23 protein-coding genes and 1 pseudogene are annotated in these 22,491 nt (G+C 65.8%); 16 read left to right on the top strand and 8 right to left on the bottom strand.

The window, feature by feature from the left end; translation table 11 throughout:
• The first annotated feature begins 13 nt into the window (after window positions 1-13).
• The gene (locus tag VML93_RS07750; protein ID WP_325609310.1) at window positions 14-529 is read left to right on the top strand and encodes an SRPBCC family protein; all 516 of its coding nucleotides are present in this window, start codon (window positions 14-16) and stop codon (window positions 527-529) included.
• An 11-nt stretch (window positions 530-540) separates the two neighbouring features.
• Here the strand turns inward: VML93_RS07750 and VML93_RS07745 are convergent, their stop codons facing one another.
• The 3 genes from VML93_RS07745 to VML93_RS07735 are packed head-to-tail and all read right to left on the bottom strand — an operon-like array spanning window position 541 to window position 2,472.
• Window positions 541-1,584, bottom strand: coding sequence for a zinc-binding dehydrogenase (locus tag VML93_RS07745; RefSeq protein WP_325609308.1), 1,044 nt, complete (start codon window positions 1,582-1,584; stop codon window positions 541-543).
• Between the two features lie 8 nt (window positions 1,585-1,592).
• A complete protein-coding gene (locus VML93_RS07740) occupies window positions 1,593-1,805 on the bottom strand; it encodes a TOBE domain-containing protein (RefSeq protein WP_325609306.1) in 213 nt (70 codons plus the stop codon).
• Between the two features lie 52 nt (window positions 1,806-1,857).
• Complete coding sequence (locus tag VML93_RS07735; protein WP_325609304.1) at window positions 1,858-2,472, bottom strand: helix-turn-helix domain-containing protein; 615 nt, start codon at window positions 2,470-2,472, stop codon at window positions 1,858-1,860.
• A gap of 132 nt (window positions 2,473-2,604) precedes the next feature.
• Between VML93_RS07735 and VML93_RS07730 the strand changes: the two genes are divergently transcribed.
• Window positions 2,605-3,930: a cytochrome P450 gene (locus VML93_RS07730; protein WP_325609302.1), complete on the top strand. Its 1,326-nt coding sequence runs from the start codon at window positions 2,605-2,607 to the stop codon at window positions 3,928-3,930.
• A 20-nt stretch (window positions 3,931-3,950) separates the two neighbouring features.
• On the opposite strand, the gene msrA is transcribed toward VML93_RS07730, so the two are convergent.
• Window positions 3,951-4,460, bottom strand: a complete 510-nt coding sequence (gene msrA, locus VML93_RS07725) for a peptide-methionine (S)-S-oxide reductase MsrA (RefSeq protein WP_325609301.1) — start codon at window positions 4,458-4,460, stop codon at window positions 3,951-3,953.
• A gap of 73 nt (window positions 4,461-4,533) precedes the next feature.
• Here msrA and VML93_RS07720 point away from each other — a divergent pair, with 73 nt between their 5' ends.
• From VML93_RS07720 to VML93_RS07705, 4 genes are read left to right on the top strand one after another with little or no spacing between them, the layout of a single operon-like run.
• The gene (locus tag VML93_RS07720; protein WP_325609299.1) at window positions 4,534-5,043 is read left to right on the top strand and encodes a nuclear transport factor 2 family protein; all 510 of its coding nucleotides are present in this window, start codon (window positions 4,534-4,536) and stop codon (window positions 5,041-5,043) included.
• The gene (locus VML93_RS07715) at window positions 5,040-6,077 is read left to right on the top strand and encodes an NAD-dependent epimerase/dehydratase family protein (RefSeq protein ID WP_325609298.1); all 1,038 of its coding nucleotides are present in this window, start codon (window positions 5,040-5,042) and stop codon (window positions 6,075-6,077) included. The genes VML93_RS07720 and VML93_RS07715 overlap by 4 nt, the downstream gene beginning before the upstream one ends.
• A gap of 10 nt (window positions 6,078-6,087) precedes the next feature.
• Window positions 6,088-6,915, top strand: a complete 828-nt coding sequence (locus tag VML93_RS07710; protein WP_325609297.1) for a class I SAM-dependent methyltransferase — start codon at window positions 6,088-6,090, stop codon at window positions 6,913-6,915.
• Window positions 6,916-6,971: 56 nt separating this feature from the next.
• Window positions 6,972-7,352 carry a DUF427 domain-containing protein gene (locus tag VML93_RS07705; protein WP_325609295.1) on the top strand — a complete coding sequence of 127 codons (381 nt, stop codon included), beginning with the start codon at window positions 6,972-6,974 and terminating at the stop codon, window positions 7,350-7,352.
• Here the strand turns inward: VML93_RS07705 and VML93_RS07700 are convergent.
• Window positions 7,333-7,692, bottom strand: a complete 360-nt coding sequence (locus tag VML93_RS07700) for a nuclear transport factor 2 family protein (RefSeq protein WP_325609338.1) — start codon at window positions 7,690-7,692, stop codon at window positions 7,333-7,335. The genes VML93_RS07705 and VML93_RS07700 overlap by 20 nt on opposite strands.
• Window positions 7,693-7,789: 97 nt before the next feature.
• Between VML93_RS07700 and VML93_RS07695 the strand changes: the two genes are divergently transcribed.
• Both VML93_RS07695 and dps read left to right on the top strand, forming a co-directional pair.
• Window positions 7,790-8,701, top strand: a complete 912-nt coding sequence (locus tag VML93_RS07695) for a DNA-3-methyladenine glycosylase 2 family protein (RefSeq protein ID WP_325609293.1) — start codon at window positions 7,790-7,792, stop codon at window positions 8,699-8,701.
• An 83-nt stretch (window positions 8,702-8,784) separates the two neighbouring features.
• A complete protein-coding gene (gene dps / locus VML93_RS07690; RefSeq protein WP_325609291.1) occupies window positions 8,785-9,336 on the top strand; it encodes a DNA starvation/stationary phase protection protein Dps in 552 nt (183 codons plus the stop codon).
• Between the two features lie 62 nt (window positions 9,337-9,398).
• Here dps and VML93_RS07685 read toward each other — a convergent pair whose 3' ends face one another.
• Window positions 9,399-11,414, bottom strand: a complete 2,016-nt coding sequence (locus tag VML93_RS07685) for a chloride channel protein (RefSeq protein ID WP_325609289.1) — start codon at window positions 11,412-11,414, stop codon at window positions 9,399-9,401.
• 296 nt (window positions 11,415-11,710) lie between these two features.
• Here VML93_RS07685 and VML93_RS07680 point away from each other — a divergent pair, with 296 nt between their 5' ends.
• The 8 genes and pseudogenes from VML93_RS07680 to VML93_RS07645 all read left to right on the top strand — a co-directional run bounded on the left by VML93_RS07680 (window position 11,711) and on the right by VML93_RS07645 (window position 19,759).
• Window positions 11,711-12,694, top strand: a complete 984-nt coding sequence (locus tag VML93_RS07680; protein WP_325609287.1) for a pirin family protein — start codon at window positions 11,711-11,713, stop codon at window positions 12,692-12,694.
• A gap of 2 nt (window positions 12,695-12,696) precedes the next feature.
• A complete protein-coding gene (locus VML93_RS07675) occupies window positions 12,697-13,332 on the top strand; it encodes a helix-turn-helix domain-containing protein (protein ID WP_325609285.1) in 636 nt (211 codons plus the stop codon).
• Between the two features lie 77 nt (window positions 13,333-13,409).
• Window positions 13,410-14,357 (top strand): class I SAM-dependent methyltransferase, encoded by a 948-nt coding sequence (locus tag VML93_RS07670; protein WP_325609283.1) that lies wholly within the window; start codon window positions 13,410-13,412, stop codon window positions 14,355-14,357.
• A 37-nt stretch (window positions 14,358-14,394) separates the two neighbouring features.
• Window positions 14,395-15,330, top strand: a complete 936-nt coding sequence (locus tag VML93_RS07665; RefSeq protein ID WP_325609336.1) for a class I SAM-dependent methyltransferase — start codon at window positions 14,395-14,397, stop codon at window positions 15,328-15,330.
• Window positions 15,330-16,271: a class I SAM-dependent methyltransferase gene (locus VML93_RS07660; protein ID WP_325609281.1), complete on the top strand. Its 942-nt coding sequence runs from the start codon at window positions 15,330-15,332 to the stop codon at window positions 16,269-16,271. Before VML93_RS07665 ends, VML93_RS07660 begins: the two co-directional genes overlap by 1 nt.
• Window positions 16,272-16,411: 140 nt before the next feature.
• Window positions 16,412-17,869, top strand: a complete 1,458-nt coding sequence (locus VML93_RS07655; protein ID WP_325609279.1) for an aldehyde dehydrogenase family protein — start codon at window positions 16,412-16,414, stop codon at window positions 17,867-17,869.
• 40 nt (window positions 17,870-17,909) lie between these two features.
• The gene (locus tag VML93_RS07650) at window positions 17,910-18,770 is read left to right on the top strand and encodes an SDR family oxidoreductase (protein WP_325609277.1); all 861 of its coding nucleotides are present in this window, start codon (window positions 17,910-17,912) and stop codon (window positions 18,768-18,770) included.
• A gap of 15 nt (window positions 18,771-18,785) precedes the next feature.
• A pseudogene (locus tag VML93_RS07645) lies at window positions 18,786-19,759 on the top strand (NADPH:quinone oxidoreductase family protein).
• Between the two features lie 3 nt (window positions 19,760-19,762).
• Here VML93_RS07645 and VML93_RS07640 read toward each other — a convergent pair.
• Together VML93_RS07640 and VML93_RS07635 are read right to left on the bottom strand one after the other, a co-directional pair.
• Window positions 19,763-21,592, bottom strand: a complete 1,830-nt coding sequence (locus tag VML93_RS07640) for a PE-PPE domain-containing protein (RefSeq protein WP_325609275.1) — start codon at window positions 21,590-21,592, stop codon at window positions 19,763-19,765.
• 63 nt (window positions 21,593-21,655) lie between these two features.
• A partial coding sequence (locus VML93_RS07635; RefSeq protein ID WP_325609273.1) for a PE-PPE domain-containing protein occupies window positions 21,656-22,491 on the bottom strand: 836 nt, incomplete at its 5' end.

Below are 22,491 nucleotides of genomic sequence, written 5' to 3'. Positions count from 1 at the left end.
GGAGAATGGGCAAGTGGAATGGACCGGCGCGCGTTATGCGGACACCCCAACGGTAGAAGCCTCGACCTGGATTGACGCCGATCCCGCCAGAGTCTGGAGTCTGATCTCCGACATCGCTTTGATGCCGACCCTCAGCAACGAGCTGCAGGCGGTGGAGTGGGCCGACGGTGTTGCCGGGCCTCGGCTCGGTGCCCGCTTTATCGGACACAACGAACACGACGCGTACGGACGGTGGAGTAGCACCTCGCAGGTGGTCGCCTGTGACGAGTTACGTGAATTCGCTTGGGCAGTCGGCGGTTCCGAGAATCCCTCGGCGATATGGCGATTCCGGCTGACCCCGCGCGACGGCGGGACCACGCTGAGTTACTGGGCGCAGCTGGGACCGGGCCGCTCCGGATTGTCGGCGGCCATCGACTCGATGCCCGACAAGGAAGAAAAGATCGTGTTCGTGCGGCTGCGGGAGTTCGAGGCGGCGATCGACAAGACGCTGGCGGCGATCAAGAGGCTGGCTGAACACGGAGTGCGCTGATGTCCGCGCTACTAGGGCTGGACCAGGATGCGGATGGGGTTGCCGTCCTGGCGCTCCAGCTTCTCGATGCCCGACTGGACGTCTTCGAGCGGCACGATCTCGCTGATCGACCGCGAAAGATCAAGTCGCCCAAGCGAAACCAGCTTTGCCAGGGTCTCGATGTCGACGTTCTGGTAACCCAGGTGACCGAGCACCTGCTTGCGGGTCAACCCGAACATGGCAGTGGGTCCAACCGTCGGCGCCTCGGCGGACATTCCCACACCCACCAGCCGGCCCCCGGACGTCAGGCTATCCAGGGCTTGCTCAAATGTGACCTTGAGGCCGACGACGTCGAAGGCCACATCCAACATCCGGCCGCCGGTGACCTCGGCGATCTTGTCCCGAAGCCCGTCGTCGCGGGAGTCGAACGCACAGTCGGCACCGATTTCGAGCGCACGCTCCAGCACGGCCGGGTTGATGTCGAGGGCGATCACCGGTACCGCACCGACCAACCGCGCGAGCTGGACGATGTGAGTGCCCACGCCGCCGACCCCCCACACCCCGACCGACTCCCCGATCGCCACCTTCCCGGTCCGGACGACCGCGCCGAACGGCGTCGACACCGCGTCGGCCAGGACCGCGGCCTGTTGCAGCGGGACGTTGTCCGGCACGCGGGTCAGGCCCGCCGCTTGCGCGACGGTGTATTCGGCCCATGCGCCGTCATAGGCGAAGGCCATCAACTGGACCCGCAGGCAGTTCACCACGTCACCGCGACGGCAGTTGGGGCATTGCTGGCATGGCCGGCCGGCGGCGACGACGACCCGGTCGCCCTCGGCCCAGTCGGTGACGTCGGGGCCCAGTTTCGCGATGGTGCCCGATGCCTCGTGGCCCTGCGTCACCACCGGTGCCTGGGCCGGGAACGTACCGTTGATCAAACTCAGGTCGGAGTGACAGATCCCGCAGTAGGCGACCTTGACCAGAACTTCGCCCGGCCCGGGTTCGGGGATCGGAACATCTTCCAGCGCAACCTTTTTCGTGTCAGCGTAGAAGCGCTCGGCGCGCATGGTGGATGCCATGTCGCCGGCTACTCGACCCCGATTGTGACTTCTGTGGACTTGATGAACACCGTCGCCGGCTGACCGACCTCCAGCCCCAGTTCGACGGCGGCATCCTTGGTGACCGAGGACGTGACGATCTGGTCGCCGCCGTCGAGCCGAACCTTGACGATTGCCATCACGCTGCCGAGATTGACCTCGGTGATGGTTCCCTTGAGCTGGTTTCGGGTCGACAGGCGCATCGTGACGTCCTCCAGTATTTGACGGTCTGCGACGAGCCTAGCCCGGCCCCTCCTAGCTACGGGGCCCGAGCAACGCGACCGACGCGTCCACCGCCGGTCCGACGATCTCCCGGACGGGCCGTCCGTCCTCGACGGCCAGCGCGACCAGTTCTCGCAGACCCCCCACCAGGATTACCGCCAGCGGCGGCGTCAACGGCGGCAGGTGGGCACGCCGGAACCCCGGACTGCTGCTCAGGTCGATCAGCAGGGTCGTCAGCAGCTCCAGGCCCTGACGCTGGTAGGGCCGAGCGACGTCGCCCAACGAGGGGAGCACTCGAATCCAGCTCAGCGTGATGGCCGGCCGGGATTCGATATTGCCGACGTAAGCCTCCACGGCCTGGCGAATCTGCTGGTGCCAGTCGGCTTCGGGGTCAACCGCAACCCGGATCTCTTCGGCCATGATCGCGATCTCGGCCCGCAGCAGCTCCAGGAAGCATTCCTCTTTGCTGGCGAACTGGTCGTAGAACGTGCGCTTCGAGGTGCGGGCGTTGCGGACGATGTCGGCGACGGTGGTGGCGCGGTAGCCACGCTCACGGATCGATTCGGCCAGGCCCTCGAGCACGCGAAGCCGAAACGGGTCAGCTGTGCCTTGGATCGCCTCTTCGGCTGCTGGTGCCACTGATGCCATCGACCGCGCCCCTCGGTTGGACCTTGTCAGCTTTGGTACCACAGAGTACCGTACCTGGAAAGGCTCGCGGTACACCGTCGTACCAAACCCCGGGTTCGGGGCAGATAGGCAGATATTGGGAGCACCAACGCTATGACCGATGTAGTCACCGCCCCACCGGCGGCCCCCGCCGTCAGGTTGCCCCCGGCGACCCGGCTGCCGAAGATCCTGCAGGGTCTGGGCTTTGCGCTGTCGCGGCGGGGGATGATGCAACACCTGTCGCGTCGGTACGGCAACGCCTTCACGCTCAACATCCCGATCTACGGCCGCGTCGTGGTGATCGGCGATCCGCAACTGGCCAGGCAGATCTTCACCACCGGCCCAGACGATCTCGGCAATATCCAGCCCAATCTGAGCCGGTTGTTCGGCTCCGGCTCGGTGTTCGCGCTGGACGGCGATGACCACCGTCGGCGGCGACGCTTGCTGGCGCCGCCGTTCCACGGCAAGAACATGAAGAAGTACGAGGACATCATCGAACAGGAGACCCTGCGCGAGATGGCCAACTGGCCGCAAGGCCAGCCGTTCGCGACGCTGCCATCGATGATGCACATCACCCTCAACGCCATCTTGCGGGCGGTCTTCGGCGCCGACGGTGCCGAACTCGACGAGCTGCGTCGACTGATCCCGCCGTGGGTCACCCTGGGCTCGCGACTGGCGGCCATGCCGAAACCCCAACGGAATTACGGCCGGTACGCCCCGTGGGGCCGGCTCGGCGAATATCGACGCCAGTACGACGCGGTCATTGACAAGCTGATCGACCACGAGCGCTCGGACCCGAACTTCGCCGACCGCACCGACGTGCTCGCGCTGATGCTGCGCAGCACCTACGAAGACGGTTCGGTCATGTCGCGCAAGGACATTGGCGATGAACTACTCACCTTGCTGGCGGCCGGGCACGAAACGACAGGGTCAACGCTGGCCTGGGCGTTCGAGCGGATAACCCGGCACCCGGATCTGCTGGCGGCCCTGGTGGAGGAGGCCGACAACGACGGCAGCGAGCTACGGCACGCGACGATCCTGGAGGTCCAGCGTTCCAGGACCGTCATCGATTTCGCGGCCCGTCGCGTCTACCCAGAGGTCTATCAACTGGGCGAGTGGGCGATTCCGCGCGGAGATTCGATCATCATCCACATCGGGCGGATACACGACAACCCCGACGTCTTTCCCAACCCGGAGCGTTTCGACCCGCAGCGTTACATCGGCGGCAAGCCGTCCGCATTCGCCTGGATCCCCTTCGGCGGCGGCACCCGCCGTTGTGTGGGTGCCGCATTCGCCAACATGGAGATGGACGTGGTGCTACGAACGGTATTGCGCCACTTCACCATTGAGACCACCGCGGCACCCGGTGAGCGGTGGCACTGCCGCGGTGTCGCCTTCATCCCGAAAGACGGCGGGCGGGTCGTCGTCCACCGGCGCTGAGCCGGGGCTCGGCGTTCCCGCTACGCGTTCGCCCGTCGCGGCAGCTTCCAGCCGGGTCGCACATAGTGGCAGGTGTACCCGGTGGGGTAGCGCTCCAAGTAGTCCTGGTGCTCGGGCTCGGCCTCCCAGAAATCCCCGGCCGGACTGACCTCGGTCACCACCTTGCCGGGCCACAGGCCGGACGCCTCGACATCGGCGGTGGTGTCCAGCGCGACGCGCTTCTGCTCGTCGTCGAGGTAGAAGATGGCCGACCGGTAGCTCAGCCCCCGGTCGTTGCCCTGCCGGTTCTTCGTCGTCGGATCGTGGATCTGGAAGAAGAACTCCAGGATGGTGCGGTAGTCGGTGACGGCGGGGTCGAAGACGATCTCGATTGCCTCGGCATGGGTGCCGTGGTTGCGATAGGTCGCGTTGGGAACGTCGCCGCCGCTGTAGCCGACCCGGGTGGCGACCACCCCGGGCTGCTTGCGGATCAGGTCCTGCATTCCCCAGAAGCAGCCGCCGGCAAGGATTGCTTTTTGAGTGCTGGTCATGGTTCGTCCTCCTAGCCGGGCCGGGATCGGATAATGCCCCAGGCTACACTCCGGCCGTGAGGTGTAACGGCTCGTGACCAGCCCGGAGTTCCACCGCAGCGAACTGGCGGCAGCCTTCGAGAAGTTCGAGCAGACCGTCGCCCGAGCAGCCGAAACCCACGATTGGGACACCTGGGTCGAGCACTACACACCGGATGTCCTCTACATCGAGCACGCCGCCGGCACCATGCACGGCCGTGACGAGGTACGCACCTGGATCAAGCGAACGATGACGACCTTCCCGGGCAGCCACATGGTGGCGTTCCCGTCACTGTGGTCGGTGATCGACGAACCGACCGGGCGGATCATCATGGAACTCGACAACCCGATGCGCGATCCCGGCGATGGCAGCGTGATCACCGCGACCAACATCTCGATCATCACCTACGCCGGCGACGGCCAGTGGCGCCGCCAGGAGGACATCTACAACCCGCTGCGCTTCGTGCAGGCCGCGTTGAAGTGGTGTCACAAAGCCCAGGAATTCGGCACCCTCGACGAGGACGCCGCGAATTTCCTGAAGCAGTATGGCGGCACCGCAGGGTGACCGCCAAACCCAAGTTGGTCATCGGCGCCAACGGTTTTCTGGGTTCACACGTGACCCGCCTGCTCGTCGAGGACGGCGCGCAGGTGCGGGTGATGGTGCGGCCCAACGCCAACACCCGCAGCATCGACGACCTGGAGGTCACTCGATTTCAAGGCGACGTGTTCGACACCGCCACCGTTCGTGCGGCGATGGACGGCTGCGACGACGTGTACTACTGCGTCGTCGACACCCGTGCCTGGCTGCAGGATCCGGCGCCGCTGTTCCGCACCAACGTGGAGGGTCTGCGTAACGTCCTCGACGTCGCCATTGAAAAATCGATAGCCGCAGACCTGCACAGGTTCGTCTTCACCAGCACCTACGCGACGGTGGATCGCCGGCACGGGCAGGTGGCGACCGAATCCGACCGAATCCTTCCGGATCGGCGAGTCACCGCCTACGTCCAATCCCGGGTCAAGGCCGAGGATTTGGTGATGCGCTACGTCGCCGAGCATGGGCTGCCCGCCGTCGCGATGTGCGTCTCGACGACCTACGGCAGCGGCGACTGGGGCCGCACCCCGCACGGCGCGTTCATCGCCGGCGCGGTGTTCGGCAAGCTGCCGTTCCAGATGAATGGCATCCAGCTGGAAGTGGTGGGTGTCGACGACGCCGCCAGCGCGATGATCCTGGCCGCCGAACGCGGCCGCAACGGTGAGCGCTACCTCATCTCCGAACGCATGATCGCGATCAAGGACGTCGTACGGATGGCCGCGGACGAGGCCGGTATGCCGCCGCCGCAACGCTCGATCTCGGTGCCGGTGCTCTACGCCCTGGCTGTGCTGGGCAGCCTGCGGGCACGGCTCACCAGGAAGGACGCCGAACTCAGCCTGGAGTCGGTCCGGATGATGCGCGCCGAAGCCGACGTCGACCACGGCAAGGCGGTCCGGGAGTTGGGCTGGCAGCCGCGCCCGGTCGAGGAATCGATATGCGAGGCCGCCCGATTCTGGGCCGCGATGCGCAAGACCAGCGACAAAAGCGAAGCGCGCCGATCTGAATAGACTGGCGCCAATGGACCGCGTTCACGTTGAACTCGACGGACCGCCCCAGACGATGCTCGCGACGCTGTACGCCAAAGCGCTCGACGCGGATGCCCAACCATCGATCCTGGGCGATCACTACGCGAAAGCCGCTGTGGCGCAGATCGATTACGACTGGCACAAAACGACCATCACCCCGCGGCGGGCGCCGTCGGTCGCCATCCGCACCGCCCACTTCGACAACTGGGCACGCCAGTTCCTGGCCGTGCATGACGCCGCGAAAACCCCGGTCAGCGTGCTGCACGTCGGTTGCGGCCTGGACGCCCGCGTCTATCGGCTGGACCCGGGTCCGGATGTGCGGTGGTACGACATCGACTACCCCGACGTCGTCGCGCTGCGGGAGCGGGTTTACCCGGCCCGGGCAAACTGTCAACTGCTGCCGGCGTCGGTGACCGACCCGTCCTGGCTCGCCGAGATCCCGGCCGACCGACCCACCCTGTTCCTCGGCGAGGGCCTGACCATGTACCTGACGAAGGACGACGGACTGGCGCTGCTTCGGCGCGTGGTCGACCGCTTCCCGTCCGGCGAACTGCAGTTCGACTCGTTCAACACCTTGGGGATTCGCACCCAGGTGACCAACAGCGTGGTCCGCCGTTCGGGATCGAGGCTGCACTGGGGGATCAACGCCCCCTCCGACATCCTCGACGCGGTTCCCGGGGTGCGTCTGTTGGCGTGGGAATCGGTGTTCGACAGCGACACCTTCGACCTGGTGTCACCGGCATTTCGCAGGCTGGGCAGGGTGATGGCGCGGGTGCCGGGGTTGCGGACGATGGCGCAGTACCACCGCTATGCGTTCTGACGGGAATGTTGCCCGACCGGTCACGTTGAAACTTGTCATCGACAGAAAGGCGAATCATGAGCCATCCGGAAATCAAAGAGCCCAGTGCCGGCCATCCGATCACGATCGAACCGACCGAGGGCCGGGTACAGGTTCGCGTCAATGGCGAGCTGATCGCGGACACCGCCGCGGCGCTCGAATTAAGAGAAGCGACTTTGCCTGTGGTGCAATACATTCCGTTTAGCGATGTGGTCCAGGACCGGCTGACCCGCACCGACACCAGCACCCACTGCCCGTTCAAGGGTTACGCCAGCTACTACAGCGTGACCACCTCGGCCGGCGACACCGTCGACGACGTGATCTGGACCTACGAAGAGCCCTATCCGGCGGTGGCGGCGATCGCCGGGCATGTGGCCTTTTACCCGAACAAAGCCGAAATCAGCGTTGTAGCAGGCTAGGAAACACCTCGGCGAACGATCGGGTGTCGCTGTATTCACGCAGCGACACGATCAGCCCGTCCCTCGTCTCGAAGATGCAGACGAACGGCGTCTCGTACTTGATGTCGCTCTGGGTGCTGCCCTCGACTTGCGCCTCGATCACCACCGTCTCGCCCTCGTTGATGCAGCGCAGCAAGTCGATGTTGACCTCGAGAATGGCTTTGCGCGTGTCGATCGCTCGCCGAAACGTGTCCTTGTCGAAGCACACCCGGGTGATGATGCTCCAGTAGGTGAAATCGTCGCTGAGCAGAGTCAGGCCTTCTTCGATATCGCCGCCCTCGGACAGGCTCTGCAGGAACATCCAGGCCAGTTCTGCCTGTGGGTCATCGAACGGCGTCGTCACATCGCAATATTGTCTTGGCAGACTGTTGCCGGTCAATCGGGACGGAGCCAGCACAGTGCAGAGCGAGCGCACAGTCACGTTCCCCGGAGCGGGCGGCTTCGGGCATACGCTGGCGCCTCTTCGCCGGGGTCCGCGCGATCCGTGCTTCCGGGTGGCTGGTGACGGCACCATCTGGCGGACCAGCATGCTGTCCAGCGGACCAGTCGCCGCGCGCCTGAGCCGCACGGCCCCCCACACCGCCCACTGCGAGGCCTGGGGCGAGGGGGCCGAGGAATTCGTTGAGACGCTGCCCGCGATGCTGGGCGCCGACGACGACGCCTCGGATTTCGTGCCGCGGGATCCGACGGTGGCCGCCGCGTACCGGCGAGTTCCGGATTTGCGCCTGGGCCGCACCCAGCGGGTGCTGGAAGCCCTGATCCCGGCGGTCATCGAGCAGCGGGTGCCGGGCGCCGACGCATTTCGGTCGTGGCGCGTCCTGGTGACCAAATACGGCACACCGGCGCCCGGACCGGCGCCGGCCGGGATGCGCGTACCGCCGTCGGCTGAGGCGTGGCGCTACATTCCGTCCTGGGAGTTTCACCGCGCCAACGTCGATCCGGGGCGGGCGCAGACCGTGGTGAGTTGCGCACGACGCGCGGCATCGCTGGAAAAGCTGGCGTCCCAGCCGCCGGCGCAGGCCCGCGAGGCGTTGCAGTCACTGCCCGGAGTCGGGGTGTGGACCGCTGCCGAGACCGCGCAACGCGCGTTCGGCGACGCCGACGCGGTGTCGCTGGGCGATTACCACATTCCGAAGATGATCGGCTGGACACTGGTGGGCCGCCCGGTGGACGACGCCACCATGCTCGAGTTGCTGGAACCGATGCGACCCCACCGGCACCGGGTGGTGCGGGTGCTCGAAGCCAGCGGACTGGCCTACGAACCGCGCCGCGGCGCGCGACTGCCGGTGCAGAACATCCGCTCGCTCTGAGCGCAGCCACCTGCGCCGTGGTTACCGATCACGGCATTGGGTACCCGACGAAGAACGTGTAAGCGAACTTCAGGGGGTAACGGATGACTCAGTTCACCATTCCCGGATTGACCGACAAGCAGGGCGCGCGGATCGCCGAACTGCTGCAGAAGCAACTGAGCACTTACAACGATCTGCACCTGACGCTGAAGCACATTCACTGGAATGTGGTGGGCCCCAACTTTATTGGCGTTCACGAAATGATCGACCCGCAGGTCGACGCGGTACGTGATTTCGCCGACGACGTCGCCGAGCGCATCGCGGCTCTGGGCGCTTCACCGAAGGGGACCCCGGGCGCGATCGTCGATGACCGCGGGTGGGACGACTATTCGGTCGGCCGCGACACCGTCCAGGCGCACCTGGCCGCGCTGGACCTGGTCTACAACGGCGTCATCGAAGACGTCCGCAGCGCGATCGACGAAACCGAGGACCTCGACCGCGTCACCCAGGACATCCTGATCGACCAGGCCGCGCAACTGGAGAAGTTTCAGTGGTTTGTCCGGGCGCACCTGGAAAACGCCGGTGGAAAGTTGGCCCATGACGGCAAGGCCACCGAAAAGAGTGCCGCGAACACCGCGCGGCGTAAGGCGAAGTAATCGGGTGGCCGAACCTGCCGACCCACGGCAAGGGCGCGCCTCCTTTTCGGAATCCTCGGGCGCTACGGGTCGGCCGTGTCTGGCGCTGCCGCATGGATCTCTCCGTCGCTGTTTTCCGGGGCGAGGATGTTGATGCGGTCGCCCGCAGCGAGTCGCACAGTCGCATCCGCGTTGACAAGTCGTCGTTTATGGATGATCGATACCGGGAAATAGCCTGTCGGCCAGTCGATTTCGCTGATTCTACGGCCGATCGCGGTCGAGTCGGGTGTGAGAGTTCTCTCGACGATTTGGTATCCCGTGATTCGGCCGCGTGCTTCGCGCGCGGCTTGCGCCTCGTGGTCGGCTCCTTCCGAAATGGGGTGCAGGCCGACGGCGTCCCGGTGGTCGGTGGCAAGGTAAACGCGGACCGCGCGCATAACGTCCTGGTTGGTCAGCCATCCCCGGACCACGTGGGCAGCGTTGTCGATAACTAGCAGCCCGTCACGACCATGGGCGACGAGTTCCCGCAGGCCCTGCGAGAGGCTGTCACCGGCAAAGAGCCCTTGTGCTTCGCGGGTGCGGGTGATCGGACCGAATAGGGCCTTCCAGTCCTGGTGCAGGTGAACCTCGTGCAGGGTGAGTTCGAGTGGGTCGACGAATGGGTGCATGGCGTCGGCGGCGGTCAGCTCAGCAAAGGCGTCGGTGGTGCTGGGACGTTCGATGTCTATGCCGCGGCGAAGCAGTTTGGTGGTGTAGATGGTGCCGTAAGACAACGCGCGCGACACGGTCGTGGCGACCGCCACCGCCAGCATCACCGGCAGGGTCAAGGTGAAGTCGCCGGTCATCTCGACGGTACTGGCGAGTGCAGTCAGTGGGGCACGTGCGGCAGAGGCGAACACCGCACCCATGCCGACGATTGCGTAGAGCGCCGGCTCACCCGCGGCTGGGCCGATCAGGTGGGTGACGCACATGCCGAATGCCATGCCGGAGGTGGCTCCCACGAACAGCGAAGGCGCGAAGACGCCACCTGAGCCGCCGATTCCGATCGTCAGGCTGCAGGCCAGTATCTTGCCGGCGGCAAGGAGCAGCAGGAGCCACAGCGCATAGTGGCCGGCGAACGCGGCGTACATGACCGGGTAGCCGACGCCATACAGTTGCGGTACCGCCAGCAACAGCAGACCGAGCACTATGCCGCCGACTGCCGGGCGTGCCCACTCCGGGCGGTGCCGCCAAAGCCGATCGCACAAGTCCTCGGTCCGGTAGAGGACGGTTTTGAACAGAATTCCGATGACGCCGGCGATCGCCGCGAGCAGGGCTATCAACAGGTAGTTAGCGATGTGGTTGAGCTCGATGCCAGCGGGCAGTTGAGTCAGGAAGGGGGCCGAGCCGAAGAAGACCCGAGAAATCACGTCGGCGACCATCGCCGAGAGCATGATGGTGAATACCGCCTCGACGGAGAGTTCTCGCAGGATCAACTCCACAGCGAAGAACACTGCGGTGATCGGCGCGTTGAAGGTCGCCGAGATGCCGCCGGCCGCGCCGCAGGCAACCAACACGCGCAATCGACTCTCTGGTAACCGCATCCACTGACCGAGACTCGACGCCAGCGCCGCGCCGATCTGCACGATGGGACCCTCACGGCCCACTGAGCCGCCGCTGCCGATGCACAATGCCGAAGCGAGCGCCTTTACCACCGTTACCTGGGGACGGATGCGACCGCCGTTCTCTGCGACGGCGGTCATCACTTCCGGCACCCCGTGACCTCTGGCCTCACGCGCGAACCGTGCAATCAACGGCCCATACAGCAAACCGCCGATAACGGGGATGACCACGAAGAACCCGAGCCCCAACCACGGCAGGTGGTCGCTACCGACCCAACCTTGCTGACCGAACTCGGTATGGCCGGTGGCCAGCCAGGTTAGCCCGTAGATCAGGTATCGGAATCCTGCCGCCCCAAGCCCGGCCGCGAACCCGACCACGATCGCCAAGCTGAACAATCCGAGGCCGTTTGCGCGCAGCCACCTGACTGCCTGCCGCATCGCGGCAGAGCTGCCTCGTGACCCGCGGGACCTGTCGGTTACCGCGTTTGCCACCGCCATGCGCCGTCTCCCCTTCCGTGTCGACCGCTCACTGGTTGCCGCCGACCTTCTCAGGATCGGGCATGATGCGACCCTTCGCTACTTACAGCAAACGTTGCATCGTAAAACGGTCGCCTAGCCGTGTTGTCGGCGGGCCATGGGGACCGCCCAGAGCCGGTGGAGGGCGTGCCGAGGCCGCTTCCAGCGGTCCGCCTGACCCGGCTGGACTAATGGGCGGCTGGCGCGGACGCGCACGGCAAGGAATAAACGGACCGCAGTCCGGTTATATCGGTAACTCTAACTTTAAGGAGACGGAAATGCCTGCAGTTACCGCAGACACATTGACGTTGGCGCGGGTGGGCCCGGCCAGCCCGGCCGACACCGAACGTCCGGTCCGATCGATCACCACCGGGCCGCACGGCTATGAGGGTGAGGGCTTTCCGGTGGTCCGCGCGTTCGCCGGAGTCAGCACCGCTGTCCTCGACCCGTTTGTGCACATGGACCAGATGGGTGAGGTGGACTACGAGCCCGGAGAGCCGCGCGGCACGGATTGGCATCCGCACCGTGGCTTCGAGACGGTCACCTACATGATCGACGGGAAGTTCGCGCATCAGGATTCCTACGGCGGCGGCGGCCTGATCACCGACGGCGCCACGCAATGGATGACGGCCGGTTCCGGCATTCTGCACATCGAGACCCCGCCCGCCGAGCTGGTCGAGAGCGGTGGTCTGTTCCACGGTGTCCAGCTCTGGGTGAATCTGCCGCGGAAAGACAAGTTCGCGACACCTCGGTACCAGGCGATCGAGGGCAATGACGTCCAACTGCTCTCCTCCGAAGACGGCGGAGCGCTGGTCCGCGTCATCGCCGGTGAGATCGACGGCCACCCCGGCCCCGGCGTCACCCACACGCCGATCACGCTGGCGCACGCGACGATCGAGAATGGGGCACGGCTCAATATTCCGTGGCAACGTGAATTCAATGCGCTGGTATACGTGTTGTCCGGACGCGGACATGTCGGCCCGATCGGGCACCCGATTCAGCAGGGTCAGTTGGCCGTTCTCGGGCCCGGCGATCGCATTACCGTTGCCGCTGAGGCGGTCCAGGATTCGCATCGAACGACGGCCATGGACGTGCTGATCCTCGGCGGGCAGCCGATTCGGGAGCCGGTATTTCACTACGGGCCTTTCGTGATGAATTCACGGGCCGAAGTGATCGAGGCGTTCGAGGACTACCAGGCTGGCAAGTTCCTTGATGTCCCGCCAAATGCCCTTAAGCCGCATCGTGGCGGTGGCACAATCTAGCAATGCCGCCTACGGCGAGTCGCCGGCCGGGTCGTCCTCCCGCAGCAAAGGCGGACGAGACGCGAAAGCGCATCTTGCACGCGGCTCGTCAGGTCTTCAGCGACCGCGGCTACGATGGTGCGACCTTCCAGGCCATCGCGGTCCAGGCCGACCTGACCCGACCGGCGATCAACCACTACTTCTCGAGCAAGCGAGTGCTGTATTGGGAGGTGGTGGACCAAACCAACAGGCTCGTCGTCGCGGCCGGCATCGAACGGGCCCGCGGCGAGACCACCACGATGGGGCGGCTCGCGGCGTTCATTAGCGTGGCCATGCAGGCCGAAAACGTAAATCCTTCCACCGCTGCGTTTTTGGTCACCACCGTAATGGAATCGCAACGGCATCCGGAATTGACCCGGCCCGGAAACGATCCTGTCGAAATCAGCCGGGATTTTCTGACTTGGACCGTCAACGACGCGATCGAGCGCGGCGAACTTTCCGCCGAAACTGATGTCCCCGCATTGACCGAGACATTGCTGGTCGTGCTGTGCGGCGTCGGCTTCTATGCCGGTTATGTCCGGAGCTACCGGGAGATGGACGCGATCACCGAGTCGTTGCAGCAGCTGCTGGCCGGCCGGCTCTGGCGGCCCGCTAACTGAACCGGGCCGATCGGGGCAGTGATGTATTCCACAAAGCACATAGTTTGCCTAACTTATTCGGGTACCATAGTCGCGAAATGACTGATCTCAACGGCCTGCCCTCGCCGGTGCCCTCGTTGCGGTCCGCCGGCGACACCTGGGCCATCACCCAAAGCGTTGGCGCGACGGCGCTGGGGGTTGCGGCCTCGCGCGCGGTGGAAACCGCGGGGCCGAATCCGCTGATTCGCGACGAGTTCGCCGTAGTTCTGGTGTCCGCTGCCGGTCCCGCGTGGTCGCGACTGGCCGATGCCAACCTGGCCTGGCTCGACGGCGACCCGCACGGGCAGCGCATCCACCGGGCCGGCTGCGACTACCAGGCGACGCGCACGCACTTCTTCGACGAGTACTTCGCCGCCGCGACCGACGCCGGCATCCGCCAGGTGGTGATCGTCGCCGCCGGCTTGGACTCCCGGGCGTACCGGCTGAACTGGCCGCCGGGCACCGTCGTTTACGAGATCGACCAGCCCAAAGTGCTGGAATACAAGGCCGACATCCTCGAGTCGCACGGTGCTCGACCTGCTGCGACACGGCGGCCCGTCGCGGTGGATCTGCGCGACGACTGGCCCGCCGCGCTGTCGGCCGCCGGATTCGACCGCAGCCGACCCACGGCCTGGCTGGCCGAGGGCCTGCTTTCCTACCTGCCCAGCGACGCGCAGGACCGGCTCTTTCAGATGTGCACCGAACTCAGCGCTCCGGGCAGCCGGTTGGCCGTCGAGGCGTTCAAGATGAACACGCACGCCAACACGCAGCGCTGGAACCGAATGCGGGACCGGCTGGGTCTGGACGTCAACGTCGAGGCGCTCACCTACCACGAACCGGACCGTTCCGATGCCGCACAGTGGCTGGCCGACCACGGCTGGCAGGTGCACAGGGTGAACAACCACGACGAGATGGCCCGACTGGGCCGGCCGATACCCGAAGACCTGACCGACGAGGCAGTTCGGACCACTCTGGTGCGAGCCCGTCTCGACGGACCATCCAATTAACCCGATAACTACCCACCGGGAGCACTCGATGAGTTCACTGCGTACCCACGACGACAGCTGGGACATCAAGACCAGCGTCGGCACCACGGCCGTGATGGTGGCCGCTGCCCGCGCCGTCGAATCCGAGGGGCCGGATCCGCTGATCCGCGACCCGTACGCCAAACTGCTGGTCACCAACGCCGGAGCCGGCGTGCTGTGGGAGGCGATGCTCGACCCTGATGTCGCCGCCAAGGTGGAAGCCATCGACGCCGAATCCGCGGCCCACCTGCGCCACATGCGCGGCTACCAGGCGGTGCGGACGAACTTCTTCGACACGTACTTCCTGGACGCCGTCGCCGACGGTATCCGGCAGGTGGTGATCCTGGCGTCGGGCCTGGATTCGCGCGCTTACCGGCTGGACTGGGCGGCCGGCACCACGGTGTACGAGATCGACCAGCCCCAGGTGCTGGCTTACAAATCCACGACGTTGGCGGAGAACGGCGTGGTGCCGTCGGCCGATCGCCGTGAGGTCGCCATCGACCTGCGTCAGGACTGGCCGGCCGCGCTGCGTGCGGCGGGCTTCGACCCGACGGCGCGGACCGCCTGGCTGGCCGAGGGGCTGTTGATGTACCTGCCGGCCGAGGCCCAGGACCGGTTGTTCACCCAGATCGGCGAGCTGAGCCCGGCGGGCAGCCGCGTCTCGGCCGAAACCGCGCCCGCGCACGCCGACGAGCGGCGTCAGCAGATGCGTGAGCGGTTCAAGAAAGTGGCCGAGCAGATCGGTTTGGAGCACCAGACGATCGACGTGGGTGAGCTGATGTATCGCGACGACCACCGGGCGGACGTCACGGACTGGCTCAACGACCACGGCTGGCGCGCCAAGGCGAATCGCTCGACGGACGAGATGCAACGGCTGGGCCGCTGGATCGAGAACGTCCCGCTGGCCGACGACAAGGACGCGTTCTCCGACTTCGTGGTGGCGGAGCGGTTGTAATGGCACGCACCGCGGACGACTCCTGGGACATTGCCACCAGCGTCGGTGCGACCGCGGTGATGGTCGCGCTGGCCCGGGCGCGCGAGACCGCGAGCGCTGACCCTCTGATTCAGGACCAGTTCGCCCAGCCGCTGGTCTCCACGCCCGAGTTGGCGGGCGTCCGCGAGCAGGTGGAAGCCTGGTGGTCGTCGGCGGTTGACCCCGGCGACAAGGACGAGGCCGAGGTCGATTTCGCGGTCGGCGCTCAGCAGATGGTGAACTACCAGGCCGTTCGCACCCATTTCTTCGATGCGTACTTCGCCGACGCAGCCGCCGCCGGTATCCGGCAGGTCGTGCTGCTGGCGGCCGGGCTGGATTCGCGTGCCTACCGGTTGGCCTGGCCTGACGACACCGTCGTCTACGAGATCGATCTGCCCAAGGTGCTCGAGTACAAGGCCGAGACGCTGGCCCGGCACGGCGCCGCGCCGGTGGCCGACCGGCGGGCGGTGCCGGTCGACCTGCGCCACGACTGGCCCCAGGCGTTGCGCGACGCCGGGTTCGACGCCGACCGGCCGACGGCCTGGCTGGCCGAAGGGCTGTTGCCGTTCCTGCCGGCCGCCGCGCAGGAGGCCATGTTCGCCTCCATCGACAGGCTGAGCGGACCCGGCAGCCGGGTGGCCGTCGAGATTTTCGGCGCTGACGAGGCGAAACGCAAAGAGGCCGAAGAGAAGTGGGCGGAGCTGCGGGACAAACGGGAAGCGCGCGGTGAGGACACCTCGTTCAACCCGTTCGACCTCTGGTTTGAACATGGCGGCCGTACCGAGCCTGCCGATTGGTTCGCCGGACACGGCTGGGCCACCGCGTCGGTGAGTGCCCGCGACGAAGCGACTCGGCTGGGGCGTTCGCCCGAGTCGGATGCACGGCCGTTCGTAAACAGCTTCGTCGCGGCCACCAAGCCCTGAGGGCTGGAGCCGAGTCGGCAGCTGCGGGGGATCTTTCCTACTGCTCTTCCGGCCGGGTGGTTAGGATCGCGGTTATCACCGATGTGTGACGGCGCGAACAAACGCGGGCACGTCTGGGAAGTTCCGAAGGGAAGACGACGATGACTACCGAATCGGTTACACCAAAGACCCAAGACGCACAGGGCGAGGCTCCCGCGAAGAACGGCGAGGCCCAGCCAACCGACGTCGCCGCGACGGTGGCCCGGCTCCGCAAGACCTTCGCCAGCGGGCGCACCCGCAGCATCGAGTGGCGCAAGCACCAGCTGCTGCAGCTCGCGAAGATGATGGAGGAGAACGAGGACGCGATCGCCAAGGCGCTCGCCGAAGATCTGGACCGCAGCCCGGCCGAGGCTTTCATCGCCGATGTCGCGACCACCCTCTCCGAGGCGAAGTACGCGGCCAAGAAGGTGCGCAGGTGGACCCGGCGCAAGTACCTGCTGCTGGAACTGCCGCAGCTGCCCGGTCGCGGCTGGGTGGAGTACGAGCCGTACGGCACCGTGCTGATCATCGGCGCCTGGAACTACCCGTTCTACCTGACGCTGGGTCCGGCGGTCGGGGCGATCGCCGCCGGGAATGCCGTCGTGCTCAAGCCGTCGGAGATCGCCGCGGCGTCGTCGCGGCTGATGGCCGAGCTGGTCCCGCGCTACCTCGACAAAGATGCGATCGCGGTGGTCGAGGGCGACGGCATGGTGAGTCAGGAACTCATCGCGCAGGGCCTGGACCGCGTCATGTTCACCGGCGGCACCGAGATCGGCCGGAAGGTCTACGAGGGCGCGGCGCCCCACCTGACTCCGGTCACCCTCGAACTCGGTGGCAAGAGCCCGGTGGTCGTGGCGGCCGATGGCGACATCGATGTCGCAGCCAAGCGGATCGCCTGGCTGAAGATCATGAACGCCGGGCAGACCTGCGTGGCACCGGACTACGTGCTGGCCGACGCGTCGATCCGCGACGAGCTGGTCAGCAAGATCGGCGCCGCGCTCACCAAGTTCCGGTCCAAAGACGACCCGAGCGGAATGCGCATCGTCAACCGGCGTCAGTTCGACCGGTTGAGCGGCTATATCTCGGAAGCGAAGGCGGACGGCAAGAGCGAGGTCGCGGCCGGCGGCGAATGCGACGCGTCGAGCCTGCGCATCCAGCCGACCGTGGTCGTCAACCCCGACGCAGAAGGGCCGTTGATGAGCAACGAGATCTTCGGGCCGATCCTGCCGGTGATCACCGTCCAAAACCTGGACGATGCAATAAGTTTCATCAACGCGCGGCCCAAGCCGCTGTCGGCGTACCTGTTCACCAAGTCGCGCGAAACCCGCGAACGGTTCATCAAGGAAGTGCCGGCGGGCGGCATGCTGGTCAACCACCTCGCCTTCCAGGTGTCGACGGCCAAGCTCCCGTTCGGCGGCGTCGGCGCCTCCGGCATGGGCGCCTACCACGGCAAGTGGGGCTTCGACGAGTTCAGCCACCGCAAGTCGGTGCTGACCAAGCCGACCCGGCCGGACATGTCCAGCATCCTCTACCCGCCCTACACCGAACGGGCCCTAAAGCTCGCTCGCCGTATGTTCTGATTTTCTTGCCCACCAACCGCTTACAGCCGAGAGGTACCTTATGCCCGGAGTGCAGGATCGTGTCGTCGTGGTCACCGGAGCCGGCGGGGGATTGGGGCGTGAGTACGCCCTCACCCTGGCCCGGGAGGGCGCCAGCGTCGTCGTGAACGACCTCGGCGGGGCGCGTGACGGCACGGGCGCCGGACACAACATGGCCGATCAGGTCGTCACCGAGATCCGCGAGGCGGGCGGCCGGGCGGTGGCCAACTACGACAGCGTCGCCACCGAAGACGGCGCCGCGGGCATCATCAAGACCGCGCTCGACGAGTTCGGCGCGGTGCACGGTGTGGTGAGCAACGCCGGGATCCTGCGCGACGGCACCTTCCACAAGATGACGTCGGAGAACTGGGACGCCGTGCTCAAGGTGCACCTTTACGGCGGGTACAACGTGGTGCGCGCGGCCTGGCCGCATTTCCGCGAGCAGAGCTACGGCCGGGTCGTCGTGGCCACCTCCACCAGCGGGCTGTTCGGCAACTTCGGCCAGACCAATTACGGCGCAGCCAAACTCGGCCTGGTCGGCCTGATCAACACGCTGGCGCTGGAGGGTGCCAAGTACAACATCCACGCCAACGCGGTTGCGCCGATCGCGGCTACCCGGATGACGCAGGACATCATGCCGCCCGAGGTGCTGGAGAAGCTCACGCCGGAGTTCGTCGCTCCAGTGGTCGCCTACCTGTGCACCGAGGAATGTCCGGACAACGCTTCGGTTTTCGTCGTCGGCGGCGGCAAGGTGCAGCGGGTGGCGCTATTCCAGAACCCGGGCGCCAACTTCGACAAGCCGCCGACGGTTGCAGATGTGGCCGCGCACTGGGCCGAGATCACCGACCTGTCTACTGCGGACAAGGCCGGCTTTAAACTTTAAAGGCTGCTACCAGCCGTGAAAGCCTGTGTAGTACAGGAGCTGTCGGGCCCGTCCGGCATGGTGTACACGGATGTCGACGACATCACCGGTAATGATGACGTCGTCGTCATCGACGTGCGTGCCGCCGGGGTGTGCTTTCCCGACCTCTTACTGACGAAGGGCGAGTACCAGCTCAAATTACCGCCACCGTTCGTGCCCGGCACCGAGGCCGCGGGTGTGGTGAGTTGGGCGCCCCCTGAGTCGGATTTCCATGTGGGCGAACGGGTTTCGGCGTTCGGCCTGCTCGGCGGCTATGCGGAGCGGGTGGCGCTTCCGGTTTCCAACGTGATTCGCAGTCCAGCCGAACTCGATGACGCCCAAGCGGTTTCGTTGTTGGTGAACTACAAGACCATGTACTTCGCCCTGGCTCGCCGTGCCGCGATGCGGCCGGGTGACTCGGTACTGGTGCTGGGCGCCGCCGGCGGGGTCGGCACGGCGGCTGTCCAGATCGCCAAGGCGATGGACGCGAGTCAGGTGATGTGATCGCCGTGACGCACCGCGAGGCGGCGATCGACTACCTCGCGTCGCTGGGCGCCGACGAGGTGGTACTGCTCACCGACGGCCGGGCAAAGCGAGTGCGCGAGTTGACCCACGACCGGGGAGTCGACATCGTGGTCGACCCCATCGGTGGCCCGGCCTTCGACGACGCGATTCGGGTGCTGGCGATCGACGGCAGGTTGCTGGTGATCGGCTTCGCCGCGGGCGGCATCCCGACCGTCAAGGTCAACCGCCTGTTGCTGCGCAACGTCAGCGTGGTTGGTGTGGCCTGGGGCGAGTACCTGAACAAGGTCCCCGGTTCGGCGGCGTTGTTCTCCTGGGGTGTGAGTCAGCTGGTTTCCCTGGGGCTGAAACCGCCTCCGCCGCAGCGCTATCCGCTCTCCGAGGGCCAGGCGGCGTTGCAGTGCCTGGCCGACGGCGGCGTGCTCGGCAAGCTGGTCTTGGAGCCCTAGAGATTACAGCTGCGGCCCCCCGAGACCCCCACCGGGCCCCGGCGGCGTCTTCCCGGTGATGTCGTAGTAGATCGACGTGGCCGCATGCTCGATGACCCGGAACTCGAATCCACCCAAGAGCACCACCGCCGCGGTGTCGGCGGCGATCGGAGCGCCCAGTGCGTAGGTCAGCCCGCCGGTGATATCGCCGCTGAGAATCATCTCCGTCCCGTCCAGGAACAGGTTGACGTCGTAGGACGGCAAGGCGGTCACCAGGCCGTTGACGATATCGGCTGTCGGGAGCAACGTCGCGTAAGCGTCCGAGGCCGACGACGAGATCGCATCGGCGACCCTGGTGTTCGCCGCCTGCAGCCACGAGATGAAGCTGTCGGGCGAGGACAGCGCCGAGGAGACCTTCGTCGACAACGTCGTGAGATTGTCTGACGCGTAGTTCGAGACGTTCGTCGCGAACTGCTCGAGGTGCGTCAGTGCACCGGTCGGGCCTGTCGGAGGTGTGGTGAGCATGGTGCCGAGGTCGTGCGAGAAGGCGTGAATCCCTTGTTGGGTACCGGTGTTCAGCGCAGCAATGATCTCCTGCGGGGGCACGCCGGAGAACACCCCGAACGGGGTCTGAACATTCGGGGGGCTGGTCGAATAGCCGTGGTCGACACTGCCGTAGCCCAGGTTGACCAGGACTCTCAAGTCGGGTTCGGTCAGGTCTGCAAGCGGGTTGCCGACGACTGGGATGTCGCGGATGAAATCCGCGATCGGCAGGTGGCCCGTGTCGATGATGTAGTAGTTAGTCAGCGAACCGCCGTTGCCCAGCGAAATCGCGTTGGTAATTTGGTCGGGCGTCATGTAGGGGTACTGACCGTGCAGCTCGATGATGCCCAAGAACGCGTTCAAATCCGACAAGACATTGATCGGGTACTGCGGGAAGTCGGCGAAGCCGTCGTATTGGATCGAGTAGATGTCGGTCGGGAAGGAATTGTCCGGCGTCGCGAGCCCGAACTGTATGCCAAGACTCGGGATGTTCAGGCCAGGGAAACGCGCCAGCAGGCCGCCATTGGGATTGCTCGGGTCACCGAGCAACGTGAAGTGCAGGTTCACGCCCTCGGGTAGTCCCGTGGTGTCGCCCGGGATGTTGTGGGGGTTGAACGTCTGCATCACCATCGACGAAATGGAGGAGCTCTGCGAGTATCCCAACACGTTGATGGTGAACGGATTCCCGGTGTCGGTGCCGGCGGGGACGTTCTGCAGGATGGCGTCCTGCAGGATCTGCGCGCCCCGGGCCGCCGACACTTGCAGGGTCAGGTCCTTTACGCCGGTCAGCGGGTAGAGGCCTTCGGGCGTCGGCAGGCCGATTCTGGGGCTCAGCGCGGAGGACGGATAGTACAGCGGGAGAAGCTCTTGCACGTACTCTTCCGACGGTATCGGGTATCCGCTGGCGCCCATGATCAGGCTGATGGTTCGGGCGGGGTCGGGGACCGGTGCTGGCGGGGGAGGCGGGGTAACCGGAGGCGCAGCTGCTGAGGTGCCGCCACCCAACGAGCCCCCTGCGGCGGCTGCGGCGTTGGCGATCTCGGTCTCCACGTAGGACAATCCGCCGGCGGCGACCGCCTGGGCGAACTGGCCGTGCAGGGCCGACATCCGGGCGATGACCGCCTGGTATTCCTGCCCGTACGTGCTGAACAGCTTTGCGCAGGCTGCCGACACCTCATCGGCGGCCGCTGGCAACAGACCCGTGGTCGAGCCGGCCGCGGCCGCGTTCGCCGCACCGAGCGACGAACGAATCTCTGCCAAATCCGCGGCGGCCGCTGCCATCAACTCCGGTTGCGCGATCAAGTTGGTCATCGGCCATCCTTTGCGATAAGGGGTTTCGCAGTGACGGGTGCGCGACCGGAGCCGCGTGAGTTCTTAGACGAGACCGCCGATGGCGCTGACTGCCCCTCCGACGCCATTCATCACGATGACGAGTTCGAACCCGCCTGCGAGCGTTAACAATGCCGTGTCGGCGGCCAGCGGAAGGAGGAAGGCATTGACGAGTCCATCGACGACGTCACCGCCGGCCGCTTGCCCGATTCCCTGCAGGAACAGGTTGACGTCGTAGATCGGCATAGTGGTCACTAGCGCATTTGCGACATCGATGGTGGGCTGGATAATTTCCGTAAGCGACGCACCCGCGCTCGTAATAGCGTTGCCGGAATTGGCGATTAACGTCTGCAGGGAATCGGTGAAGCTGGCCGGGGAGGCCAGCGCCGAGGCCAGCCCCGCCGTCAGTGTGTGGCCCGTTCCCGCCATCGACGTCAGCGTGTGTGACATGCCGGATTGTACGCTGGCCAGCGACAGGCTCGAAAGGTCGCTCACGAAGGCGTTGGCTCCCTGCTGGGCGCCGGTCACCAGATCGTTTGCTACCAGGCTCGCGTTCACGGGGTGGAATACCCCGAACGTCGTTTGCACGTTCGCCCCGACGTTGTCGCCCGGGAAAGCCGAATAACCATAGTTCGGGTTGCCGTAGCCCAGGTTGACGAGCGTCGTCAAATCCGGTTGGACCAGATCGGCAAGAGGGTTTCCGATCAGCGGGATGGCCCGCAACGGTGCCACCAGCGGGAGCCCCGGTGGGGTGATCATGTAGTAGCTGGTATTCATCGCTTCGCCACTAGGGCTGGGTACACCCGTCGACCCCGGCAGTAATACAAGTTCGTTGGAGGGAAGAGTCGAAGGATCAATACTGGCGTACTGGCCGTGCACTG

This window comes from Mycobacterium sp. (assembly GCF_035499775.1).
Taxonomy (GTDB): Bacteria; Actinomycetota; Actinomycetes; order Mycobacteriales; family Mycobacteriaceae; genus Mycobacterium.
This window is presented reverse-complemented; position numbering and strand designations above follow the sequence as displayed.

Bases quoted from the DNA above. Each gene is read 5' to 3' on its own strand.
- VML93_RS07745 (WP_325609308.1), bottom strand. From the start codon at position 1,584: ATGGCATCCACCATGCGCGCCGAGCGCTTCTACGCTGACACGAAAAAG.
- VML93_RS07740 (WP_325609306.1), bottom strand. From the start codon at position 1,805: ATGCGCCTGTCGACCCGAAACCAGCTCAAGGGAACCATCACCGAGGTC.
- VML93_RS07735 (WP_325609304.1), bottom strand. From the start codon at position 2,472: ATGGCATCAGTGGCACCAGCAGCCGAAGAGGCGATCCAAGGCACAGCT.
- VML93_RS07730 (WP_325609302.1), top strand. From the start codon at position 2,605: ATGACCGATGTAGTCACCGCCCCACCGGCGGCCCCCGCCGTCAGGTTG.
- msrA (WP_325609301.1), bottom strand. From the start codon at position 4,460: ATGACCAGCACTCAAAAAGCAATCCTTGCCGGCGGCTGCTTCTGGGGA.
- VML93_RS07710 (WP_325609297.1), top strand. From the start codon at position 6,088: ATGGACCGCGTTCACGTTGAACTCGACGGACCGCCCCAGACGATGCTC.
- VML93_RS07705 (WP_325609295.1), top strand. From the start codon at position 6,972: ATGAGCCATCCGGAAATCAAAGAGCCCAGTGCCGGCCATCCGATCACG.
- VML93_RS07700 (WP_325609338.1), bottom strand. From the start codon at position 7,692: ATGTTCCTGCAGAGCCTGTCCGAGGGCGGCGATATCGAAGAAGGCCTG.
- dps (WP_325609291.1), top strand. From the start codon at position 8,785: ATGACTCAGTTCACCATTCCCGGATTGACCGACAAGCAGGGCGCGCGG.
- VML93_RS07685 (WP_325609289.1), bottom strand. From the start codon at position 11,414: ATGGCGGTGGCAAACGCGGTAACCGACAGGTCCCGCGGGTCACGAGGC.
- VML93_RS07680 (WP_325609287.1), top strand. From the start codon at position 11,711: ATGCCTGCAGTTACCGCAGACACATTGACGTTGGCGCGGGTGGGCCCG.
- VML93_RS07675 (WP_325609285.1), top strand. From the start codon at position 12,697: ATGCCGCCTACGGCGAGTCGCCGGCCGGGTCGTCCTCCCGCAGCAAAG.
- VML93_RS07670 (WP_325609283.1), top strand. From the start codon at position 13,410: ATGACTGATCTCAACGGCCTGCCCTCGCCGGTGCCCTCGTTGCGGTCC.
- VML93_RS07660 (WP_325609281.1), top strand. From the start codon at position 15,330: ATGGCACGCACCGCGGACGACTCCTGGGACATTGCCACCAGCGTCGGT.
- VML93_RS07655 (WP_325609279.1), top strand. From the start codon at position 16,412: ATGACTACCGAATCGGTTACACCAAAGACCCAAGACGCACAGGGCGAG.
- VML93_RS07650 (WP_325609277.1), top strand. From the start codon at position 17,910: ATGCCCGGAGTGCAGGATCGTGTCGTCGTGGTCACCGGAGCCGGCGGG.
- VML93_RS07640 (WP_325609275.1), bottom strand. From the start codon at position 21,592: ATGACCAACTTGATCGCGCAACCGGAGTTGATGGCAGCGGCCGCCGCG.